Annotated in this window: 15 protein-coding genes and 1 tRNA gene; 14 read left to right on the plus strand and 2 right to left on the minus strand. The window is 62.7% G+C overall.

The window, feature by feature from the left end; translation table 11 throughout:
• The first annotated feature begins 218 nt into the window (after positions 1–218).
• From dnaG to AC5PZ0_RS21305, 4 genes are all read left to right on the plus strand, one after another.
• The gene (gene dnaG, locus AC5PZ0_RS21290) at positions 219–2,201 is read left to right on the plus strand and encodes a DNA primase (RefSeq protein WP_493855688.1); all 1,983 of its coding nucleotides are present in this window, start codon (positions 219–221) and stop codon (positions 2,199–2,201) included.
• Positions 2,202–2,268: 67 nt separating this feature from the next.
• A complete protein-coding gene (rpoD, locus tag AC5PZ0_RS21295) occupies positions 2,269–4,116 on the plus strand; it encodes an RNA polymerase sigma factor RpoD (RefSeq protein WP_085274068.1) in 1,848 nt (615 codons plus the stop codon).
• Positions 4,117–4,247: 131 nt separating this feature from the next.
• A complete protein-coding gene (locus AC5PZ0_RS21300; protein WP_099428170.1) occupies positions 4,248–7,991 on the plus strand; it encodes a bifunctional diguanylate cyclase/phosphodiesterase in 3,744 nt (1,247 codons plus the stop codon).
• Between the two features lie 16 nt (positions 7,992–8,007).
• Positions 8,008–8,084, plus strand: a tRNA-Ile gene (locus tag AC5PZ0_RS21305).
• Positions 8,085–8,155: 71 nt separating this feature from the next.
• Here AC5PZ0_RS21305 and AC5PZ0_RS21310 read toward each other — a convergent pair.
• Together AC5PZ0_RS21310 and AC5PZ0_RS21315 are read right to left on the minus strand one after the other, a co-directional pair.
• Positions 8,156–8,698 (minus strand): DUF2442 domain-containing protein, encoded by a 543-nt coding sequence (locus AC5PZ0_RS21310; RefSeq protein WP_493855689.1) that lies wholly within the window; start codon positions 8,696–8,698, stop codon positions 8,156–8,158.
• 93 nt (positions 8,699–8,791) lie between these two features.
• The gene (locus AC5PZ0_RS21315; RefSeq protein ID WP_099428163.1) at positions 8,792–9,361 is read right to left on the minus strand and encodes a serine acetyltransferase; all 570 of its coding nucleotides are present in this window, start codon (positions 9,359–9,361) and stop codon (positions 8,792–8,794) included.
• Between the two features lie 114 nt (positions 9,362–9,475).
• Between AC5PZ0_RS21315 and AC5PZ0_RS21320 the strand changes: the two genes are divergently transcribed.
• The 10 genes from AC5PZ0_RS21320 (at position 9,476) to AC5PZ0_RS21365 (ending at position 20,613) form a co-directional block, all read left to right on the plus strand.
• A complete protein-coding gene (locus tag AC5PZ0_RS21320; protein ID WP_493855690.1) occupies positions 9,476–9,937 on the plus strand; it encodes an Lrp/AsnC family transcriptional regulator in 462 nt (153 codons plus the stop codon).
• 478 nt (positions 9,938–10,415) lie between these two features.
• Positions 10,416–12,098 (plus strand): flavin monoamine oxidase family protein, encoded by a 1,683-nt coding sequence (locus AC5PZ0_RS21325; RefSeq protein WP_027594366.1) that lies wholly within the window; start codon positions 10,416–10,418, stop codon positions 12,096–12,098.
• A gap of 14 nt (positions 12,099–12,112) precedes the next feature.
• Complete coding sequence (locus tag AC5PZ0_RS21330; RefSeq protein WP_493855691.1) at positions 12,113–12,907, plus strand: carbon-nitrogen hydrolase family protein; 795 nt, start codon at positions 12,113–12,115, stop codon at positions 12,905–12,907.
• A 240-nt stretch (positions 12,908–13,147) separates the two neighbouring features.
• The gene (pqqF, locus tag AC5PZ0_RS21335; RefSeq protein ID WP_493855692.1) at positions 13,148–15,424 is read left to right on the plus strand and encodes a pyrroloquinoline quinone biosynthesis protein PqqF; all 2,277 of its coding nucleotides are present in this window, start codon (positions 13,148–13,150) and stop codon (positions 15,422–15,424) included.
• A 169-nt stretch (positions 15,425–15,593) separates the two neighbouring features.
• Positions 15,594–15,665 carry a pyrroloquinoline quinone precursor peptide PqqA gene (gene pqqA / locus AC5PZ0_RS21340; protein ID WP_003243383.1) on the plus strand — a complete coding sequence of 24 codons (72 nt, stop codon included), beginning with the start codon at positions 15,594–15,596 and terminating at the stop codon, positions 15,663–15,665.
• Between the two features lie 78 nt (positions 15,666–15,743).
• On the plus strand, positions 15,744–16,655 hold the full coding sequence (gene pqqB, locus AC5PZ0_RS21345; RefSeq protein ID WP_099428159.1) for a pyrroloquinoline quinone biosynthesis protein PqqB: 912 nt from the start codon (positions 15,744–15,746) through the stop codon (positions 16,653–16,655).
• A gap of 9 nt (positions 16,656–16,664) precedes the next feature.
• The gene (gene pqqC / locus AC5PZ0_RS21350) at positions 16,665–17,420 is read left to right on the plus strand and encodes a pyrroloquinoline-quinone synthase PqqC (RefSeq protein WP_027594362.1); all 756 of its coding nucleotides are present in this window, start codon (positions 16,665–16,667) and stop codon (positions 17,418–17,420) included.
• Positions 17,417–17,692, plus strand: a complete 276-nt coding sequence (pqqD, locus tag AC5PZ0_RS21355; protein ID WP_027594361.1) for a pyrroloquinoline quinone biosynthesis peptide chaperone PqqD — start codon at positions 17,417–17,419, stop codon at positions 17,690–17,692. Before pqqC ends, pqqD begins: the two co-directional genes overlap by 4 nt.
• Complete coding sequence (gene pqqE / locus AC5PZ0_RS21360) at positions 17,664–18,824, plus strand: pyrroloquinoline quinone biosynthesis protein PqqE (RefSeq protein ID WP_493855693.1); 1,161 nt, start codon at positions 17,664–17,666, stop codon at positions 18,822–18,824. Before pqqD ends, pqqE begins: the two co-directional genes overlap by 29 nt.
• The gene (locus AC5PZ0_RS21365; protein WP_493855694.1) at positions 18,790–20,613 is read left to right on the plus strand and encodes a S9 family peptidase; all 1,824 of its coding nucleotides are present in this window, start codon (positions 18,790–18,792) and stop codon (positions 20,611–20,613) included. Before pqqE ends, AC5PZ0_RS21365 begins: the two co-directional genes overlap by 35 nt.
• The last annotated feature ends 32 nt before the right edge of the window (positions 20,614–20,645 follow it).

Consider the following 20,645-nt stretch of genomic DNA (forward strand, 5'->3'; position numbering starts at 1 on the left):
GCTCAAGGCCTTTTATGCACTCGCGTCATGCGAACTGCATGGGGGCAACTTGCCTGAAACGTCAGAGCTGGTCATTGACCAGATCGTGCACGTCCTGTCTGACGAGCCTTCATTGGCTGGCGACGAGCACATACTTCCCTCGCACTTCCCCTTGCAGCATTCGCCCCAACCGGCGCGTGAGCGATTAGACTTGCCAGTTGCCAGATGACGAGACTGCCATGGCCGGGCTGATTCCCCAGAGTTTCATTGACGACCTTATCAACCGCCTCGACATTGTCGACGTGGTGAGTTCGCGCGTCCAGCTGAAAAAAACCGGCAAGAACTACTCGGCCTGCTGCCCGTTCCACAAGGAAAAGACCCCGTCCTTCACGGTCAGCCCCGACAAGCAGTTCTATTACTGCTTCGGTTGCGGCGCCGGTGGCAACGCCCTCGGCTTTGTCATGGACCACGACAACCTGGACTTCCCCCAGGCGGTCGAGGAACTGGCCCGCGCCGCTGGCATGGAAGTACCCCGCGAGGAAGGCCGTCGCGCACAAAAGCCGCGCCAGCCAACCGATTCACCGCTGTATCCGCTACTGGATGCCGCCACCGAATTCTACCGCCAGGCCCTGCGCAACCACCCCAGCCGCAAAGCGGCGGTGGACTACCTCAAAGGCCGCGGCCTGTCTGGGGAGATTGCCCGGGACTTCGGCCTGGGCTTCGCGCCGCCCGGCTGGGACAACCTGCTCAAGCACCTGGGTGCCGACACCCTGCAGCAAAAGGTCATGATCGATGCCGGCCTGCTGATCGAGAACGCCGAAACCGGCAAGCGCTATGACCGCTTCCGCGACCGCGTGATGTTCCCGATCCGCGACAGCCGTGGCCGCGTGATCGCCTTCGGCGGCCGTGTACTGGGTGACGACAAGCCCAAGTACCTCAACTCCCCGGAAACCCCGGTTTTCCATAAAGGCCAGGAGCTCTACGGGCTTTACGAGGCGCGCAAGCACAACCGCAACCTCGACGAAATCATCGTCGTCGAAGGCTACATGGACGTCATCGCACTGGCCCAGCAGGGCCTGCGCAACGCTGTCGCCACCCTCGGCACCGCCACCAGCGAAGAGCACCTCAAGCGCCTGTTCCGCGTGGTGCCCAGCGTGCTGTTCTGTTTCGACGGCGACCAGGCCGGGCGCAAGGCGGCCTGGCGCGCGCTGGAGTCCGCCCTGTCGGCCCTGCAGGATGGCCGCCGCGCACGCTTTCTGTTCCTGCCCGAAGGCGAAGACCCGGACAGCCTGGTGCGCGCCGAAGGCACCGATGCCTTCATGGCACGCATCAACCAGCATGCCCAACCCCTGGCGGATTACTTTTTCGAGCAACTGAGTGTCGAAGCTGACCCGCGCTCGCTGGAAGGCAAGGCGCATTTGGCGACCCTGGCTGCACCGTTGATCGAAAAAATCCCTGGCGCCAACTTGCGTCAGCTGATGCGTAACCGCCTGAAGGAAATCACCGGCCTCGACCCTCAGCAAGTCGAGCAACTGGCCCAGCAGCCGGCAGCCAGTAGTAGCGTCCCGGACTATGATCCGGGCTATGACTACGATGCCATGGCCAGCTACACGCCTGACTACGGCGACATGCCGCAGCACGACTACGCGCCGGCGCAGCAAGAGCAACAATGGAAGCCGAACAAAGGGGGCGGCAAGAAGCCGTGGAGCGACAAGCCCTGGGACAAAAACCGCAAAGGCGGCAAGCCCTGGCAGCAACGCGACGAGGCCCCACCGCGCACCCCGGCCCCCGTGGAGCCCCCGACCCTGGCGGCCTTGCGCACGTTGCTGCACCACCCATTACTGGCCGGCAAGGTGGAAGATGCCAGCCACTTCGCCGACGAAGAGCACCTGTACAGCCAGTTGCTGGTGGCATTGATCGAAGCCGCTCAGAAGAATCCTGGGCTAAGCTCAATGCAGTTGATCGCACGTTGGCACGGCACCGAACAGGGCCGTTTGCTGCGGGCGCTGGCCGAGAAGGAATGGCTGATCGTAGCCGACAACCTTGAACAACAGTTTTTCGACACTATAACTAGCTTGTCCGCCCGCCAACGCGAGCGCAGCCTGGAACATCTGCTCAGGAAAGCACGTCAAAGCGAGTTGAGCAGTGAGGAAAAATCGCAGCTTCTCGCCCTGCTTAGCAGGAATGTTCCCGCACAAACGCCGACCTCATCTGGCGCGTGAGGCCCATGCTCGGGTATAATCCTCGGCTTGTTTTTTGCCCGCCAAGACCTTCAGTGGATAGGGTGTTATGTCCGGAAAAGCGCAACAGCAGTCTCGTATCAAAGAGTTGATCACCCGCGGTCGTGAGCAGGGCTACCTGACTTACGCGGAGGTCAACGACCACCTGCCTGAGGATATTTCAGATCCTGAACAGGTGGAAGACATCATCCGCATGATCAACGACATGGGGATCAACGTATTCGAGAGTGCTCCGGATGCGGATGCCCTTCTGTTGGCGGAAGCCGACACCGACGAAGCCGCGGCCGAAGAAGCCGCTGCTGCGTTGGCGGCAGTTGAAACCGATATCGGCCGCACGACCGACCCAGTGCGCATGTACATGCGTGAAATGGGTACTGTCGAGCTGCTGACCCGCGAAGGCGAGATCGAAATCGCCAAGCGTATCGAGGAAGGCATCCGTGAAGTCATGGGCGCCATCGCTCACTTCCCGGGTACTGTCGACTACATTCTCAGCGAATACGACCGCGTCACCACCGAAGGTGGCCGTTTGTCCGATGTGCTCAGCGGTTATATCGACCCTGATGACAACATCGCTGCCCCGACCGAAGAAGTGCCTGTTCCAGGTGCCAAGGTTGCGGCTGCCAAGGAAGAAACGGACGACGAAGAAGAAAGCGAAGAGAGCGACGATGAGGAAGAGGCCGAAAGTGGCCCGGACCCAGTCGTTGCCGCTCAGCGTTTCGGTGCGGTTTCCGATCAGCTTGCCGTCACCCTCAAGGTGCTGAAAAAGCATGGCCGTAGCCATGCCGAGAGCATCGGCGCCATGCAGGCGCTGGCCGATCTGTTCATGCCGATCAAGCTGGTACCCAAGCAGTTCGAGGTACTGGTCGAGCGCGTGCGTGATGCACTGAGCCGCCTGCGTCAGCAAGAACGCGCCATCATGCAACTGTGCGTCCGTGACGCTCGCATGCCGCGTGCCGACTTCCTGCGCATGTTCCCAAGCAACGAAACCGACCAGACCTGGAGCGGTGACCTGGCCAAGCGTAACACCAAGTGGGCTGCTGCCCTGGGTGAAAAAGACGCTGCCATCGTCGCCTGCCAACAGAAGCTGATCGACCTTGAGACCGAGACTGGCCTGACCGTCGCGGAGATCAAGGAAATCAACCGTCGCATGTCGATCGGTGAAGCCAAGGCCCGCCGCGCCAAGAAAGAAATGGTCGAGGCGAACCTGCGTCTGGTGATCTCCATCGCCAAGAAGTACACCAACCGTGGCCTGCAGTTCCTCGACCTGATCCAGGAAGGCAACATCGGCTTGATGAAAGCGGTGGACAAGTTCGAATACCGTCGCGGCTACAAGTTCTCGACCTATGCCACCTGGTGGATTCGCCAGGCGATCACCCGTTCGATCGCCGACCAGGCCCGCACCATCCGTATTCCGGTGCACATGATCGAGACGATCAACAAGCTCAACCGTATTTCCCGCCAGATGCTGCAGGAAATGGGCCGTGAACCGACCCCGGAAGAGCTGGGCGAGCGCATGGAAATGCCTGAGGACAAGATCCGCAAGGTACTGAAGATCGCCAAAGAGCCGATCTCCATGGAAACCCCGATTGGTGACGACGAAGATTCGCACCTGGGCGACTTCATCGAGGACTCGACCATGCAGTCCCCGATCGACGTAGCCACGGTCGAAAGCCTCAAGGAAGCCACCCGTGACGTGCTCTCGGGCCTGACCGCCCGCGAAGCCAAAGTGCTGCGTATGCGCTTCGGCATCGACATGAACACCGACCACACCCTCGAAGAGGTAGGTAAGCAGTTTGACGTGACCCGTGAACGGATCCGTCAGATCGAAGCGAAGGCGTTGCGCAAATTGCGTCACCCGACGCGCAGCGAGCATCTGCGTTCCTTCCTCGACGAGTGATGACAAACCCCGGCCCAGGCCGGGGTTTTTCTTTTGTGGGCAAAGCGGCGACACAATGCCTGATTTCTGCCCCACATCCCCCTGAATGCCCGTCTACACTCGACGTCAGACACTCTGATAGCGAGGCCGCTATGCCCCTAATGCCGGCCATTCTGTTGCTGCTCCTTATCCTGTGGACCACAACGGCCGGCGCCCTGACCCTGACAGACGAGGAAAAAGCCTGGCTGGCTGCCCACCCGCAGTTAAGCCTGGGCGTAGACGCCTCTTGGCCACCGTTCGAGTTTCGCGACCAGGAGGGCCGGTACCAGGGATTGGCCGCCGACTACATCGACACGATCCAGGAACGCCTGGGCGTGACGCTAAAACCGGTCGAGCCCAAGAGCTGGACCGAGGTATTGGCGCAGGCGCGCAATAACCAGCTCGACCTGCTACCCGGCATCATGTCGACTCCCGAGCGCCAGGGTTACCTGGCCTTTACGCGCCCCTACCTCGACTTCCCGATTGTCATCCTGGCACACAAAGGCGGCGCACAACCCCGCTCATTGAAGGACCTGTACGGCCTGAAGATCGCCGTGGTCGAAAACTACGCCCCGCACGAACTGCTGCGCACCCACCACCCCGACCTCAACCTGGTGGCCATGCCCAACGTCAGTTCGGCTCTGCAGGCACTGGCCACAGACGAAGTCGACGCCGTGGTCGGCGACCTCGCCTCGAGTATCTGGAGCCTTCGCCAGCTCAAGCTCGACGGCCTCTATGTCAGTGGCGAAACGCCCTACCGCTACCAACTGGCCATGGCCGCACCACGGGACAACAAAGTCCTGGTGGGCATTCTCGATAAAGTCATGGCCGACATGAGCAGCGCCGAGATCAACCGTATTCAACAGCGCTGGGTCGGTAACGTGGTTGACCAGCGCCTGTTCTGGTCCGACATGCTGGTGTATGGCCTGCCTGCGGTGCTGTTGCTGGTGGCGATTCTTGCCGTGGTGATCCGCATCAACCGCAGGCTTAGCTCGGAAATTTCCCGCCGCATCGCCCTCGAACAAGAGCTGCGCAGCAGCGAATATCACTACCGCGGCCTGGTCGAGAGCCTGTCGGCCATCGCCTGGGAAGCCGACGCCAACGATTTCACCTACAACTATGTCTCGCCCCATGCCGAAGACCTGCTTGGCTACCCGTTGCATGACTGGCTCAAGCCCGGTTTCTGGCGCAGCATCCTGCACCCGGAGGACGCGCTCTGGGCCCAGGCTTATTGCGACAGTGAAACCGCAGCCGGCCGCGATCACAGCCTCGACTACCGGGTCATCCGCGCCGACGGCCAGCCCCTGTGGATTCGCAACATCGTCAGCATGATCGAGCATGGCCACCGGCCGGTAATGCGCGGGCTGATGATCGACATCAGCGAGACCAAACGCACTGAAGACGCCCTGCGCCTGTCGGAGCAGAAGTTCGCCTCGGTGTTCCAGCAGTGCCCGGACATCCTGCTGATCGCCCGCCATAGCGACGGCTGCCTGCTGGAGGTCAACGAAGCCTTCGAAGAGCAGATCGGCCTCACCCCAGGTCAAGTGATCGGCCGCACCGCCACCGAGCTGAACCTGTGGGCCGTCGCCGGCACCGGGCCGCGGCTGCTCGAACGCCTGCACCAAGGCGGCATCCGCAACCTGGAAATGAGCTTCCGCCGCAGCAATGGCCAGTTGTTCACAGGCCTGACTTCGGCAGAAACATTCGAGCTCGATGGCACGCCGGCGCTAGTCGTGGCCGTGCGCGACATCAGCCAGCTCAAAGAAACCCAGGAGCAACTGCAAACCTCGGAAGAGAAGTTCGCCAAGGCATTCCACGCATCGCCCGACGGTCTGCTGCTGTCGCGCCAGAGCGACGGGCTGCTGATTGAGGTCAACGAAGGCTTCTGCCGCCTCACCGGCTACGACCTGAACCCGACCATCGACCAGACCTCCCTTGACCTGGGCATCTGGGTAGACCTCAACGAGCGCAAGCGGCTGGTCGACCAGCTCAAGCGTGATGGCTTCGTACGTGACTTCAGCTGCCACATCCGCCGCAGCGATGGGCAGATCCGCCTGTGCGAACTGTCCGCCCGGCCCCTGCCGATTGGCGGTGTCGACTGCATGCTGACCATTGCCCGCGACATCACCGAGCGCCACCTCATGCAGGAAAAACTGCAGCTGGCCGCCACCGTGTTCGAAAACACCGCCGAGGGCGTTCTGATCACCGACATCGACCAGCGCATCAGCGCGGTCAACCGCGCCTTCAGCGAAATCACCGGTTACGGCGAGATCGAGGCGCTCGGCCAAACCCCGCGCCTGCTTGCCTCAGGCCAGCACGACAGCGCCTTCTATGCCGCCATGTGGCATCAGCTGACCGACGAGGGGCACTGGCAGGGCGAGATCTACAACAAACGCAAGAATGGCGAGCTGTACCCCAGTTGGCTGACCATCAGCGCGGTGCGCAACAGCGAATACGAGATTACCCACTTCGTCGCCGTGTTCGCCGACATTTCCAGCCTTAAGCACGCCCAGGCCAAGCTGGATTACCAGGCTCACCACGACCCGCTCACCGGCCTGCCCAACCGTGCCCTGTTCGAGAACCGCCTGCAGGCCGTACTCACCTGCGCCCAAGTCTCGAACCGCCAGGGCGCGGTGTTGTTCCTCGACCTCGACCGCTTCAAGCACATCAACGACAGCCTCGGCCACCCGGTCGGCGACCTGTTGCTCAAAGGCATCGCCCAGCGCCTGAAAGAACAGGTGCGCGACGTCGACACCGTGGCGCGCCTGGGCGGTGACGAGTTCATCATCCTATTGCCCGGCCTGCACAGGCCCAGCGACGCCAACAGCATCGCCGGCAAACTGCTGGCTTGCTTCAGCGCGCCCTTCCAGGCCGGCGAGCACGAGTTTTTCACCAGCGCCAGCATCGGCATCAGCCTTTATCCACAGGACGGCAGCGACGTCTCCACACTGATCCGCAATGCCGACGCCGCCATGTACCGCTCCAAAGCCAAAGGCCGCAACCGCGTAGAAGCCTACACCCGCGACCTCACCGCCCAGGCCAGCGAGCGCATCGCCCTCGAACATGAGCTGCGCCGCGCCGTCGAACGCAACGAAATGAGCCTGTGCTTCCAGCCCAAGCTCAGCCTAAAGACCCAGAGCCTGGTCGGCGCCGAAGCGCTGATCCGCTGGAGCCACCCGACCTTTGGCGAAGTGCCGCCAGAGCACTTCATTCACCTGGCGGAAGAGAACGGCACCATTTTGCAGCTCGGTGACTGGGTGCTTGAAAAGGCGTGCCAGCAGATGCACATCTGGAAGATGCACTACGAAGACTTTGGCCCACTGTCGATCAACCTGGCCGGCGCCCAACTGCGCCACCCCCACCTGGCACGGCGCATCGAACAGTTGCTAAAGACCTACCAGCTCAAGGCCGGCGACCTGCAGTTGGAGATCACCGAAAACTTCATCATGAGCCAGGCAGAAGAAGCCCTGGCCGTGCTGCACCAGTTGAAAAAACTGGGCGTGCAGCTGGCCATCGACGACTTCGGCACGGGTTATTCGTCCCTCAGCTACCTTAAACGCTTGCCGTTGGACATCCTCAAGATCGACAAGTCGTTCATCCGCGGCCTACCTGACGACCCCCACGACGCCGCCATCGCGAGGGCGATCATCGCACTGGGCCGCAGCATGCAGTTCACGATCATTGCCGAAGGTGTGGAGAACCAGGCCCAGCAGCGCTTCCTGGCAGCCGAGGGCTGTGAGCAGATCCAAGGCTACATCGTCAGCCTGCCCCTACCCCCAGAGGAGTTCGCCGCGACGTTTCTTCGTATAGCACTATCCGATCTTTCGGATGGCACCCTTTCAAAACCCTCGTTATAATCCGGCCACTAACTGAGGGCCTATAGCTCAGTTGGTTAGAGCAGAGGACTCATAATCCTTTGGTCCACGGTTCGAGTCCGTGTGGGCCCACCAAATACGACAAAGCCGCGCAATCGCGCGGCTTTTTTGTGCTTGTTGTCCCGTCCTGATTAAGGACATGCCGCTTAGGCCCGCTTCTTGGATGCCTGGCCTGCATTCGCAAACCCGTTGGCGCCCTTGTTGAGTGACACCTTCCGGCGCCTAGAAGCCTCTTGAGCTTCCTCTTGCCTAGTACAAAGCGCATCCCAGCCCTTCATCGCTAAAGCGACCGTCCTCGGCACAGGTTTTTCGCCACTGCGATAGTAAGCCAGCATACGCCTGCTAAGGCCCAATTCCTGCGCGGCACGGTCCAACGTAAGCCCGTTTTTGGCCATCCAATTCCAAACCAGCTCATGCGAACAATCACCGCTTTGCTCCACTGCTCTGGCGCGGAGGTTGTCGGCAGCAAGCTCCAATTCGTCGTCATCGGCCCAAATAACGGTATCGCTCCACTCGCCAATTGCAGCGGTCGCAAAAACCTCGGGGTCAGATAGCCGGCGCAACGTTGGGTGTTTCGCGATGATAGCGTCCATCCTCAATGGGTAGTGCTTTTCATCGGCGAAGGTCAGCAGTAACTCGTTGGGGGCAGTGACAGCGAGCTCTGTCAGCCGGAAGTGTTTGTTGGTCATGGATTCAATCCATCCGAGCGGCAGCGATACCCCTTGGATGTCGCAGCCTCGAAAACCTCATTGTCCGCTCAGCAATGGCGATCATGACAACAGTTAATCGTTAGATTTTGTGATCACCCGAGGCTGCATCTCTACCTGCCGCGTATTGTAAAACGTGTTCCCCGCCGGAATGTCCCGCATCACCAGCGACATGGCACCAATCACCACGTCGTCGCCAATGCTGATCCGGTCCGCCACGATGCAGCTGTTGGCGCCCACGCTGACGTTATCGCCAATGCGCAACGCATACGCCTCCAGCCCTAGGGTCTTGATGCCGATCGAGCAATTCTGGCGGATGAAAAAGTTACGCCCGATGCTCACGTGGCGGGTAATCACCACGCCAGGCAGGTGGGCGATGCGCAGCCCGGGGGCGATCTGGGCGCCGATGTCGATGTCCACGGCGTACTTAAGATTGAGCCGTTGCTGCATACGCATGGCATGACGCTGGGCCAGGCCGCCTCGTGCGTCGAGGTACTGGGCCAGGCGGAAGGCAAAGAGAAAGCGCAGCTTGTTGTCCTTGCGGGCGCGGCGCAGCACGTTGAACAGCAGGCTGATGCGGCGGCCGGGCTTTTTCTTGTTGGAGACTTCCAGTCGCCAGCATTCGAGCAGGTTTGCGAAGTTCACGGCGTAGGTCCAGTACGGTCGGCCTGCCATGATGCCGAAAGAAAGCCAGTGACGCAGCCTTGCCCTGGTTGCCATTGGCTGGCTAGGCTAGCGGGCCCACTGTAGAGACTTGCCATGTCGGATGCCCGCCCCATTACGCTGGATGAAATCGACCGCCAGCTGATCGCCCTGCTGCAAATCAATGCCCGCGAAAGCGTTGCCACCCTCGCCCGCCTGCTGGGTATCGCGCGCACCACGGTCAACTCACGCCTGGAGCGGCTGGAGAAGAACAAGGTGATCTCAGGCTATGGTGTGCGCCTGGGCCAACACGTGATGGGCGGTGGCTTGCAGGCGTATGTCGGGATCAAGGTGCAGCCCCGTTCCGGCAAGGAGGTGGTGCGGCGTCTGAGTGCCATGGGGCAGGTGCAGCAACTGTGCGCGGTGAGTGGTGAGTTCGATTATGTGGCCTGGCTGCGGACCGATTCGCCGGAGCAACTGGACCAGTTGCTTGACCAGATTGGCAGTGTCGATGGGGTGGATAAAACCACCACGTCGATCATTTTGAGCAGCAAGGTGGACCGGGGGCAATTGCTGTGATGTGAGGGGCACGAGGTGCCTGGCTTGCGATTGGCGGCGCGCATGAGATCGAGCGCCGCCCGCGCGGCGCTTCGCAGCACAAGGCTGCTCCTACATCTGTTTCGGGCCAATTATTCCTGTGACATGGGCGCGCGGCACCTTTGCGCCCACCTCAATATCGAGTTGGACCAACAAGGCGGTCGCGCGCCTCTCTCATAGGCTTTACTGGCCGGAAACAGATGTAGGAGCAGCCTTGTGCTGCGAAGCGCCGCGCGGGCGGCGCTCGATCTCATAGGCGCTGCAAATTTCCGACAAACCCTTAACCGTCACCATCGATCTCGTCAAAAACAACCAATTAATGCTCATTTCGACGACAAAACATACATTCAGACAACACTCTGCATCTTAATTACGAACCCCCCACGCCCTAAAATGACCCCCAGGCATCTCCTATACTCAGGCTCCGCTCTCTGCGCAGCCCCTCTGGCAAGGTCACTTCATGAACAACAAGAACCGCCACCCCGCCGACGGCAAAAAGCCCATCACCATCTTCGGCCCGGACTTCCCCTTCGCCTTCGATGACTGGCTGGAACACCCGGCCGGCCTGGGCAGCATCCCGGCCGAGCGCCAGGGCGAGGAAGTGGCGATTGTCGGGGCCGGGATCGCTGGCCTGGTAGCGGCTTACGAGTTGATGAAGCTGGGCCTCAAGCCTGTCGTCTATGAAGCGTCGAAACTGGGTGGCCGGCTGCGCTCGCAAGCCTTCAACGGCACCGACGGGATCATCGCCGAGTTGGGTGGCATGCGCTTTCCGGTCTCTTCGACGGCCTTCTACCACTATGTGGACAAGTTGGGCCTGGAGACCAAGCCATTCCCCAACCCGCTGACCCCCGCCTCTGGCAGCACGGTGATCGACCTGGAAGGCCAGACCTACTACGCCGAAAAGGCCGCGGACCTGCCCGACCTGTTCCACGAGGTGGCCGACGCCTGGGCCGACGCCTTGGAAAGCGGCGCGCAGTTTGCCGATATCCAGCAGGCGATCCGTGACCGTGATGTACCGCGCCTGAAAGCGCTGTGGAACACGCTGGTGCCCCTGTGGGACGACCGCACGTTCTACGACTTCGTCGCCACCTCGCGCTCGTTCGCCAAGCTGAGCTTCCAGCACCGGGAGGTGTTCGGCCAGGTCGGCTTCGGCACCGGAGGCTGGGACTCGGATTTCCCCAACTCGATGCTGGAAATCTTCCGCGTGGTGATGACCAATTGCGACGACCATCAACACTTGGTCGTGGGCGGCGTCGAGCAGGTGCCGCAAGGCATCTGGCGCCATGTGCCGGAGCGCTGCGCCCATTGGCCGCAAGGCACCAGCCTCAGCTCGCTGCACGGCGGTGCGCCGCGCACTGGGGTCAAGCGCATTGCCCGCGCCGCCGATGGCCAGTTGGCGGTGACCGACAACTGGGGCGATACCCGCCATTACGCCGCCGTGCTTGCAACGTGCCAGACCTGGCTGCTGACCACGCAGATCGACTGCGAAGAGTCGCTGTTCTCGCAGAAGATGTGGATGGCCCTGGACCGTACCCGCTACATGCAATCGTCGAAAACCTTCGTGATGGTCGACCGCCCGTTCTGGAAGGACAAAGACCCGCAAACCGGCCGCGACCTGATGAGCATGACGCTCACTGACCGCCTCACCCGCGGGACCTACCTGTTCGACAACGGCGACGACAAGCCGGGGGTGATCTGCCTGTCCTACGCGTGGATGAGCGATGCCCTGAAGATGCTCCCGCACCCGGTGGAAAAACGCGTGCAACTGGCCCTCGACGCACTGAAGAAAATCTACCCGAAGACCGATATCGCCGGGCACATCATCGGCGACCCGATCACCATATCGTGGGAGGCCGACCCGCACTTCCTCGGTGCCTTCAAGGGCGCGCTGCCGGGCCATTACCGCTACAACCAGCGCATGTACGCGCACTTCATGCAGCAGGACATGCCCGCCGAACAGCGCGGCATGTTCATCGCCGGCGACGACGTGTCGTGGACGCCGGCGTGGGTGGAAGGCGCGGTGCAGACGTCGCTCAATGCCGTGTGGGGTATCATGAATCACTTCGGTGGCCAGACCCACCCGGACAACCCAGGCCCAGGCGATGTGTTCGATGAAATCGGCCCGATCGCCCTGGCCGACTGAGACAAGGAGGCGCCATGCGCATCGCTCTGTTCCAAGGCGCGCCCAACCCACTGGACGTGCCCGGCAATCTGCAACGGCTGCAGCACCAGGCGCAACGGGCGGCTGAACGCGGCGCCCAGCTGCTGGTGTGCCCGGAGATGTTCCTCACCGGCTACAACATCGGCCTGGCCCAGGTCGAGCGCCTGGCCGAGGCCAGTGATGGCCCCGCGGCCATGGACGTGGTGGAGATCGCCCAGGCGCATCGCATCGCCATCGCCTATGGCTACCCGGAGCGCGGCGATGATGGCGCGTTCTACAACAGCGTGCAGTTGATCGATGCCCACGGTCGCAGCCTGTGCAACTACCGTAAGACGCACCTGTTCGGTGAGCTGGACCGCTCGATGTTCAGCGCAGGCCCGGACCATTTCCCGGTTGTGGAACTGGAAGGCTGGAAGGTCGGCATGCTGATCTGCTACGACATCGAGTTTCCGGAGAACGCCCGGCGCCTGGCGCTGAACGGCGCCGAACTGATCCTGGTACCGACGGCGAACATGGCGCCTTACGATTTCATCTGCCAGGTGACGGTGCGAGCGCGGGCGCAGGAGAACCAGTGTTACCTGGTGTATGCCAACTATTGTGGGGCCGAGGGCGACATCCAGTATTGCGGGCAGAGCAGCATCATCGGCCCGGATGGCAGCCTGCTGGCCATGGCCGGGCGGGACGAGTGCCAGTTGCTGGCCGAGCTTGCGCGTGAGCAGGTGGTAGAAGGGCGCAAGGCGTTTCCTTACCTGACCGATTTGCGCCAGGAGCTGCATGTGCGCGAGGGCTGACTGGGGCCGCGTTGCGGCCCAATCGCCGGCAAGCCGGCTCCCACCCGAACTGTGTAGCCTCAAAGGCTAGCGCCGCACCTGTGGGAGCTGGCTTGCCAGCGATGAGGCCGGCACAAGCACCACAAGACAGTTGCTCCCACAATGACAACGCAAACAGGCCCAGTAGGCGCCGGCTTGCCGGCGATTGGGCCAGGCCAGGCAGCACAAATGCGTTAGCATGAACGCCTACCTGGAGCCCTCATGCCTGACGCCACGCAGCACCTCACTCTCGCCAACGGCCTGCAGCTGACCCTGCGCCATGCCCCGCGCCTCAAGCGTGCGGCGGCCGCGTTGCGGGTGCAGGCAGGCAGCCACGATGCCCCGGCAAAATGGCCGGGTATGGCGCACTTTCTCGAACACCTGTTCTTCCTGGGCACAGCGCGCTTCCCGTTGGAAGACGGCCTGATGCGGTATGTGCAGGCCCTCGGTGGCCAGGTCAACGCCAGCACCCGTGAGCGCACCACCGACTTTTTCTTCGAAGTCCCCCCCGCGGCTTTGGCCGGCGGGCTGGAGCGCCTGTGCCAGATGCTGGCCGAACCCGACCTTGGCATCGAGCGCCAGCGCCGGGAGCGAGAGGTCATTCATGCCGAATTCATCGCCTGGTCGCGTAACCCGCAGGCTCAGCAGCAATTCGCCCTGCTGCAGTCGGTTTCGCCCCAGCATCCGCTGAGCAGTTTTCAGGCGGGCAATCGTTACACCCTCGCCCTGCAAGATCCTGCATTTCAACGCGCCCTTGGCCTGTTTCACCAACGCTTCTACCAAGGTGGGCAGATCACCTTGAGCCTGTGCGGCCCCCAACCGCTGGAAGCACTGGAACGCCTGGGTCGGGAATTTGGCAGCCTGTTCCCGGCCGGTAGCCGTGCCGCGCAGGCATCGCCGCCGCCACTGCGCAGGGCCGGGCAGCCACTGACGTTCGCCCACGAAAGCCTGCCAGAAGGTGCCGAGCGCGCACTGGGGTTGCTGATCGACCTGCTCGACGACAGCCGACCAGGGGGATGGCTGAGTGCGCTTCGCCAGCGCGGTTGGCTGCAAGGCTTCAAAGCAGAAACGCTGTATGCGTTCGCCGGGCAGTTGCTTTGGCACATCGACCTGCAGCTCGGGGCTGATGCCTGCAAGGATGAGGCGATCGCATTGCTGCATAGCTGGTTCGGTTTTATCCGTCAGGCCAATCCGCAGCGGCTGAACGCCGCGTTCAGTCAATTGCAGCGCAGCCGTGAGTGGGCCGCCAGCCCGCTGGAGCTGGCACGACGGGACAGCTCAGGCCAGCCCTTCGCCGCACTCGACGAACAAGGCCTGAGTGCGCTGAAGGCACTGCTTGCCAGCCTTCCCAGCGGCGAGCATGGTCAATGGCAGATACCCGCCGCAGACACTCTGCTGACCGCCGCACCGCCCCCCGCGACCGCGCCGTTACCCAACGCACTGGCCATAAGCGACGTGCTCCCGGCATCACGCCAATACGCCGCCCTTTATCTGCGCTGGCACCTGCCCTCAAGCCTGCGCCATGGCGTGTTCCCAATCCTTTGCCAGGCGCTGCGCCCCTTGCAGGAGCGCGCCGAACGCGCCGGGCTGCACCTACAGTTCAGCGAAGCTGGCGAATACTGGCAGCTACAGTGCGCCGGCCAACCGTCGGCAGTGATGAACGCCGTCACTGAAGCCCTCGCGCTGCTGAACGCGCCCTCACCTGCCGATTGGCAGACCCCGCCGCCCGCGCCCGCACTGATCCCGATCAGAGCCCTGCTCAAGCGACTGCCTGATGCCATGCATGCCCACAAGGCCGAACCGCTACCCGCGGGCTCGCTCGAACCGAGGCAGCTGGCGCAGGCGTGGGAACAGGCCCGCTGGCATGGCCTGGCACTGGGCTTTGAAGACACGGGCCCTCTCGGCACCGTGCTGACCCACTGCCCCGGGCAAGGCGCCACGGCCACTGCCCCGCCCCAGTGGCAGGCCCGTCGATGGGTAGACGCTGCACTGGCCGGCAGCGAAAACGCGGTGTTGCTGTTCTGCCCAGTGCCCGCTGACCAGCAAGCCATCGGCCGCCTGCTCGCGCAGCTGTTGCAGGGGCCGGTGTATCAACGCCTACGGGTAGAGCTGCAACTGGGCTACGCGGTGTTCAGCGCCTTCCGTCAGATTGAAGGCTGCGCTGGCCTGCTGTTTGGCGTGCAATCGCCCCATGCCACCCCTGCTCAAATTCTCGCTCACCTGCAACCGGTCCTAAGCAAAGGCGTGGTGCTCGACAGCGCAGCACAGCAGGCGCTGGCCGAGCAGTTCGCCGAGCCTGCGATGGCCAATGCCGAGGTGGCCGAATGGGCGTGGCAGACACACCTGGCGACACGACCCGACAGGCTGAATGACCTACAGTGGTCTATCCTCATGGCTCGGCAAGCGGACCTTGATGCGCTACTTGGCAGTCTTCTGGCCCCTCATGCCCCTTGGCTCTGCCTGGCCAACAGCGCAGCGCCAGACCCATCCTGGCAATAGCAAAAACGAGGATTGTTACGTTAACTGCAAGGGCGCTTTTCGAAGAATTAACCTTTCGGTACATATTTTTCTTGTAAGATAGCGCAATCTCAGTCAAGGGAACCTCCGGCGTACGGCGGTACCCAATAAGTAGCTGACCAACCCAACCCCGTTCGGAAGGAGTCATCCCATGTGGACTAAACCTGCATACACTGATCTGCGTATCGGCTTCGAAGTCACCATGTACTTCGCCAACCGCTAAGCCCTGCTTACGGTTCGACGCCTCGGCCCGCCGGGGCGTTTGTGTTTTTTGGAAACGGTTTTCCGGTAGAGAGTGGCCATGTACATCCAGATTCTCGGTTCTGCCGCCGGCGGCGGCTTCCCCCAGTGGAACTGCAACTGCGTCAACTGCAAGGGCTACCGCGACGGCAGCCTGCGGGCCACGGCGCGCACGCAATCGTCCATCGCGCTGTCCGACGATGGCGAGCACTGGGTCTTGTGCAATGCCTCGCCCGACATCCGCGCCCAACTGCAGGCCTTCGCGCCGATGCAGCCGGCCCGCGCCCTGCGCGATACCGGCATCAATGCCATCGTCCTGCTCGACAGCCAGATCGACCACACCACCGGCCTGCTCAGCCTGCGCGAAGGCTGCCCGCACCAGGTGTGGTGCACAGACATGGTCCACCAAGACCTGACCACCGGCTTTCCGCTGTTCAACATGCTCAGCCACTGGAACGGCGGCCTGCAATGGAACCGCATTGAGCTCGAAGGCAGCTTCGTTATCGACGCCTGCCCCAACCTCAGGTTCACGCCCTTCCCCCTGCGCAGCGCCGCGCCCCCCTATTCGCCGCACCGCTTCGACCCGCACCCGGGTGACAACCTGGGCTTGCTGGTCGAAGACACCCGCACCGGTGGCAAGCTGTTCTACGCCCCGGGCCTGGGCCAGGTCGACGACAAGCTGCTGGCGATGATGCACGGCGCCGACTGCCTGCTGGTCGACGGCACCCTGTGGGAAGACGATGAAATGCAGCGCCGTGGTGTCGGCACCCGCACCGGTCGCGAGATGGGCCACCTGGCGCAAAACGGCCCCGGCGGTATGCTCGAGGTGCTCGATGGTTTCCCGCGCCAGCGCAAGGTACTTATCCACATCAACAACACCAACCCAATTCTCGATGAAGACTCGCCAGAACGGGCCGAGGTTCAGCGTCGAGGCGTTGAAGTCGCCTTCGATGGCATGAGCATCGAGCTTTAAGGAGGCCTGATGAGCGACCCGTTGCCGATGTCCCCTGCCGAATTCGAGCAGGCCCTGCGCGCCAAAGGTGCCTACTACCATATTCATCACCCGTATCACGTGGCGATGTACCAGGGCCGCGCCAGCCGCGAGCAGATCCAGGGCTGGGTAGCCAACCGCTTCTACTACCAGGTCAACATCCCGATGAAGGATGCCGCGATCCTGGCCAACTGCCCGGACCGCGAAGTACGCCGTGAGTGGATCCAGCGCCTGCTCGACCATGACGGCGCGCCTGGCGAAGACGGCGGTATTGAGGCCTGGCTGCGCCTTGGCCAGGCCGTGGGCCTGGACCCTGATCAACTGCGCTCCCAGGAGCTGGTACTGCCCGGCGTGCGCTTTGCCGTCGACGCCTACGTCAACTTCGCCCGCCGCGCCAGTTGGCAAGAGGCGGCCAGCAGCTCGCTGACCGAGCTGTTCGCCCCGCAGATCCACCAGTCGCGCCTGGACAGCTGGCCACAGCACTACCCCTGGATCGACCCCGCCGGCTACGAATACTTCCGCACGCGCCTGGGCCAGGCGCGGCGTGATGTCGAGCACGGCTTGGCAATCACCTTGCAGCACTACACCACCCGTGCGGGCCAGGAGCGTATGCTGGAGATCCTGCAGTTCAAGCTGGATATTCTGTGGAGCATGCTCGATGCCATGAGCATGGCCTACGAGCTGAACCGCCCGCCTTATCATTCGGTCACCCAGGAACGGGTCTGGCACAAGGGGATCGCCCTATGAGTTTCGATCGCAAGCAAGTGCCCAACTGGCGCCCCGGCTACCGCTTCCAGTACGAGCCGGCACAGAAAGGCCATGTGTTGCTGTACCCCGAGGGCATGATCAAGCTCAACGAAAGCGCTGCGCTGATCGGTGGCCTGATCGATGGCCAGCGTGACGTCGCGGCAATCATTGCCGAACTTGCACGGCAGTTCCCCGATGTGCCGGAAGTTGCCGACGACATCGAGCAGTTCATGGAGGTGGCCCGTGGCGAACACTGGATCGTCCTCGCCTGAGTTGCCGGCCACGCCCGAGGTCGGCTTGCCGCTGTGGCTGCTGGCCGAGCTCACCTACCGTTGCCCGCTGCAATGCCCGTACTGCTCCAACCCGCTGGACTTCGCCGCCCAAGGCCAGGAATTAAGCACCGCGCAGTGGTTCAAGGTGATGGCCGAAGCGCGAGAAATGGGCGCCGCGCAGATTGGTTTCTCCGGCGGCGAACCGCTGGTGCGCCAGGACCTCGCCGAGCTGATCGGTGAGGCCCGTCGGCTGGGCTACTACACCAACCTGATCACCTCCGGCATCGGCCTGACTGAAGCCCGCATCGCCGAATTCAAAAAAACCGGCCTGGACCATATCCAGATCAGCTTCCAGGCCAGCGACGAGCAGGTGAACAACCTGCTGGCCGGCTCGAAAAAGGCCTTCGCGCAGAAGCTGGAGATGGCCCGTGCCGTGAAGGCCCACGGCTACCCGATGGTGCTCAACTTCGTCACCCATCGGCACAACATCGACAAGATCGACCGCATCATCGAGCTGTGCATCGCCCTCGAAGCCGACTTCGTCGAGCTCGCCACCTGCCAGTTCTATGGCTGGGCGCACCTCAACCGCCTGGGCCTGCTGCCGACCCGCGCGCAGTTGGAGCGCGCCGAGCGCATCACCAACCAATACCGTGACAAGCTCAAAGCCGAGGGCAACCCCTGCAAGCTGATCTTCGTCACCCCGGATTATTACGAAGAGCGCCCCAAGGCCTGCATGAATGGCTGGGGCAGCCTGTTCCTGACCATCACCCCGGACGGCACCGCCCTGCCCTGCCACGGCGCCCGCCAACTGCCGGTGCAGTTCCCCAACGTGCGTGACCACGACCTGCGGCATATCTGGTACGACTCGTTCGGCTTCAACCGTTACCGCGGTTACCAATGGATGCCTGAGCCCTGCCGCTCCTGCGATGAGAAGGAAAAGGACTTCGGCGGTTGCCGTTGCCAGGCCTTCATGCTCACCGGCGATGCCAGTAACGCCGACCCGGTGTGCGCAAAATCGGCTGACCACGGCATCATCCTCAAGGCCCGCGAGGAGGCAGAAACCGCCCAACTCGCGATTGAAGAGATGACCTTCCGCAATGAACGAAACTCCCGTGTCATCGCTCGCGGCTGAATTCAGCGCAGCCCAGGCCGTTGCTGCAGGCACCGACTTCGCCGAGCTCAAGGTCAGCCCGGCCGGGCTGTTCTGGAACGAATTTCGCCCGGCCGATGGTGCCTGCCGAATCTGGCACTGGCACCAGTACCAAGCCCAGTGCCTGACACCGGATGGCTTCAGTGTGCGCAGCCGGGTGTACGAATACGGCGGCGGCAGTTTCTGCGTCGGCGGTGACGGGCTGGTCTTCGTCAACGAAACGGATCAACAGGTGTATACCCAAGGGCTGGACGGCGAAGTGCCGCGCCCGCTGACCCAGGCTGACGACTGCCGCTACGGCGATGTGCACTGGCATGACGGCCAGGTGCTGGCAGTCGAGGAGCACCATGGGCCAACCGTGGAGCATCGCCTGGTTGCCCTGCGCGAAGGCGCCCGCGAGGTGCTGGCTGAAGGTGCCGACTTCTACGCGTCCCCCACCTTGAGCAGCGACGGGCAGCGCCTGGCCTGGGTCGAATGGGACCGCCCGGCGCAACCTTGGACACAGACGCGCCTGCTGTTGCGCGAGCGTGATAGCAGCGGCGCCTGGGGGCCTGCGCGTTGCGTGGCGGGCTTGGACGAATCCCTGCAACAACCACGTTTCGATGCACAAGGCCGCTTGTATTGCCTGTCGGACCGCAATGGCTTCTGGCAGCCCTGGGGGGAGATCGCCGGGCACTGGCAGGCCCTGCCCGCCGAGCCCGCCGACCATGCCGGCGCGCCCTGGCAACTGGGTACCAGCACCTGGCTCGCCCTGGGGCCGCAACGCTATGTAGCCAGTTGGTTCGAGGATGGCTTTGCGCAGTTAGGGCTGATAACCGCGAACCAGCAAGTGGAGCGTTTTGCCAGCGCCTACACCCGCTTTCGCAGCCTGGCGATGGATGCCGGGCAGCTCTATGCCATCGCCGCCTCGCCCGTCAGCCCACCCGCCGTCATTGCCATCGACCTGAGCAATCATGAGGTGCGGGTACTGGCCGGTGGTGCCGAGGTGCTGCCCGCCGAATGCATCAGCAAGCCGCAGGCCATGCGCTACGCCAGCGGCAACGGTATCGCCCATGGTTTCTTCTACCCGGCCATGAACGCCAAAGCGCCCGCGCCCTTGGTGATGTTTATCCATGGCGGGCCGACCTCGGCGTGCTACCCAGCGCTCGACCCACGCATCCAGTATTGGACCCAGCGCGGCTTCGCCGTCGCCGACCTCAACTACCGCGGCAGCACGGGTTATGGCCGGGCCTATCGCCAGGCGCTGCACCTGCGCTGGGGCGAGAGCGATGTCGAGGATGCCTGCGCGGCGGTTGCGCACCTAGCGAGTCTGGGGCTGATCGACCCGAGCAAGGCCTTCATTCGCGGCGGCAGCGCGGGCGGCTACACCACGCTATGTGCTTTGGCCTTCCATGATGTGTTCCGGGCCGGCGCCAGCCTGTATGGCGTCAGTGACCCTGTCGCACTGGGCCGCGCCACGCACAAGTTCGAAGGGGACTACCTGGACTGGTTGATCGGCGACCCGCTGCAGGACGCCGAACGTTATCGCGCACGCACGCCCCTGCTGCATGCAGCGCAGATCAAAGTGCCGGTGATTTTCTTCCAGGGTGAGCTGGATGCGGTGGTGGTGCCGGAGCAGACGCGCCTGATGCTGGACGCCCTGAAGGCAAATGGCATTGCAGCCGAGGGGCACTTCTATGCGGGAGAGCGGCACGGGTTCCGTAATGCACAGAACCTGGCGCATGCGTTGGAAGAGGAATGGGCGTTTTATTGCCGGGTGTTGGGCCAGTAAAGCCAAGGGGGCCGCACTGCGGCCCCGCGTTT

This window comes from Pseudomonas sp. 5.2 (assembly GCF_059025405.1).

What these genes read in the sequence shown, in the direction of transcription:
- dnaG (WP_493855688.1), top strand. Translation starts at nt 219, where the DNA reads ATGGCCGGGCTGATTCCCCAGAGTTTCATTGACGACCTTATCAACCGC.
- rpoD (WP_085274068.1), top strand. Translation starts at nt 2,269, where the DNA reads ATGTCCGGAAAAGCGCAACAGCAGTCTCGTATCAAAGAGTTGATCACC.
- AC5PZ0_RS21300 (WP_099428170.1), top strand. Translation starts at nt 4,248, where the DNA reads ATGCCCCTAATGCCGGCCATTCTGTTGCTGCTCCTTATCCTGTGGACC.
- AC5PZ0_RS21310 (WP_493855689.1), bottom strand. Translation starts at nt 8,698, where the DNA reads ATGACCAACAAACACTTCCGGCTGACAGAGCTCGCTGTCACTGCCCCC.
- AC5PZ0_RS21320 (WP_493855690.1), top strand. Translation starts at nt 9,476, where the DNA reads ATGTCGGATGCCCGCCCCATTACGCTGGATGAAATCGACCGCCAGCTG.
- AC5PZ0_RS21325 (WP_027594366.1), top strand. Translation starts at nt 10,416, where the DNA reads ATGAACAACAAGAACCGCCACCCCGCCGACGGCAAAAAGCCCATCACC.
- AC5PZ0_RS21330 (WP_493855691.1), top strand. Translation starts at nt 12,113, where the DNA reads ATGCGCATCGCTCTGTTCCAAGGCGCGCCCAACCCACTGGACGTGCCC.
- pqqF (WP_493855692.1), top strand. Translation starts at nt 13,148, where the DNA reads ATGCCTGACGCCACGCAGCACCTCACTCTCGCCAACGGCCTGCAGCTG.
- pqqB (WP_099428159.1), top strand. Translation starts at nt 15,744, where the DNA reads ATGTACATCCAGATTCTCGGTTCTGCCGCCGGCGGCGGCTTCCCCCAG.
- pqqC (WP_027594362.1), top strand. Translation starts at nt 16,665, where the DNA reads ATGAGCGACCCGTTGCCGATGTCCCCTGCCGAATTCGAGCAGGCCCTG.
- pqqD (WP_027594361.1), top strand. Translation starts at nt 17,417, where the DNA reads ATGAGTTTCGATCGCAAGCAAGTGCCCAACTGGCGCCCCGGCTACCGC.
- AC5PZ0_RS21365 (WP_493855694.1), top strand. Translation starts at nt 18,790, where the DNA reads ATGAACGAAACTCCCGTGTCATCGCTCGCGGCTGAATTCAGCGCAGCC.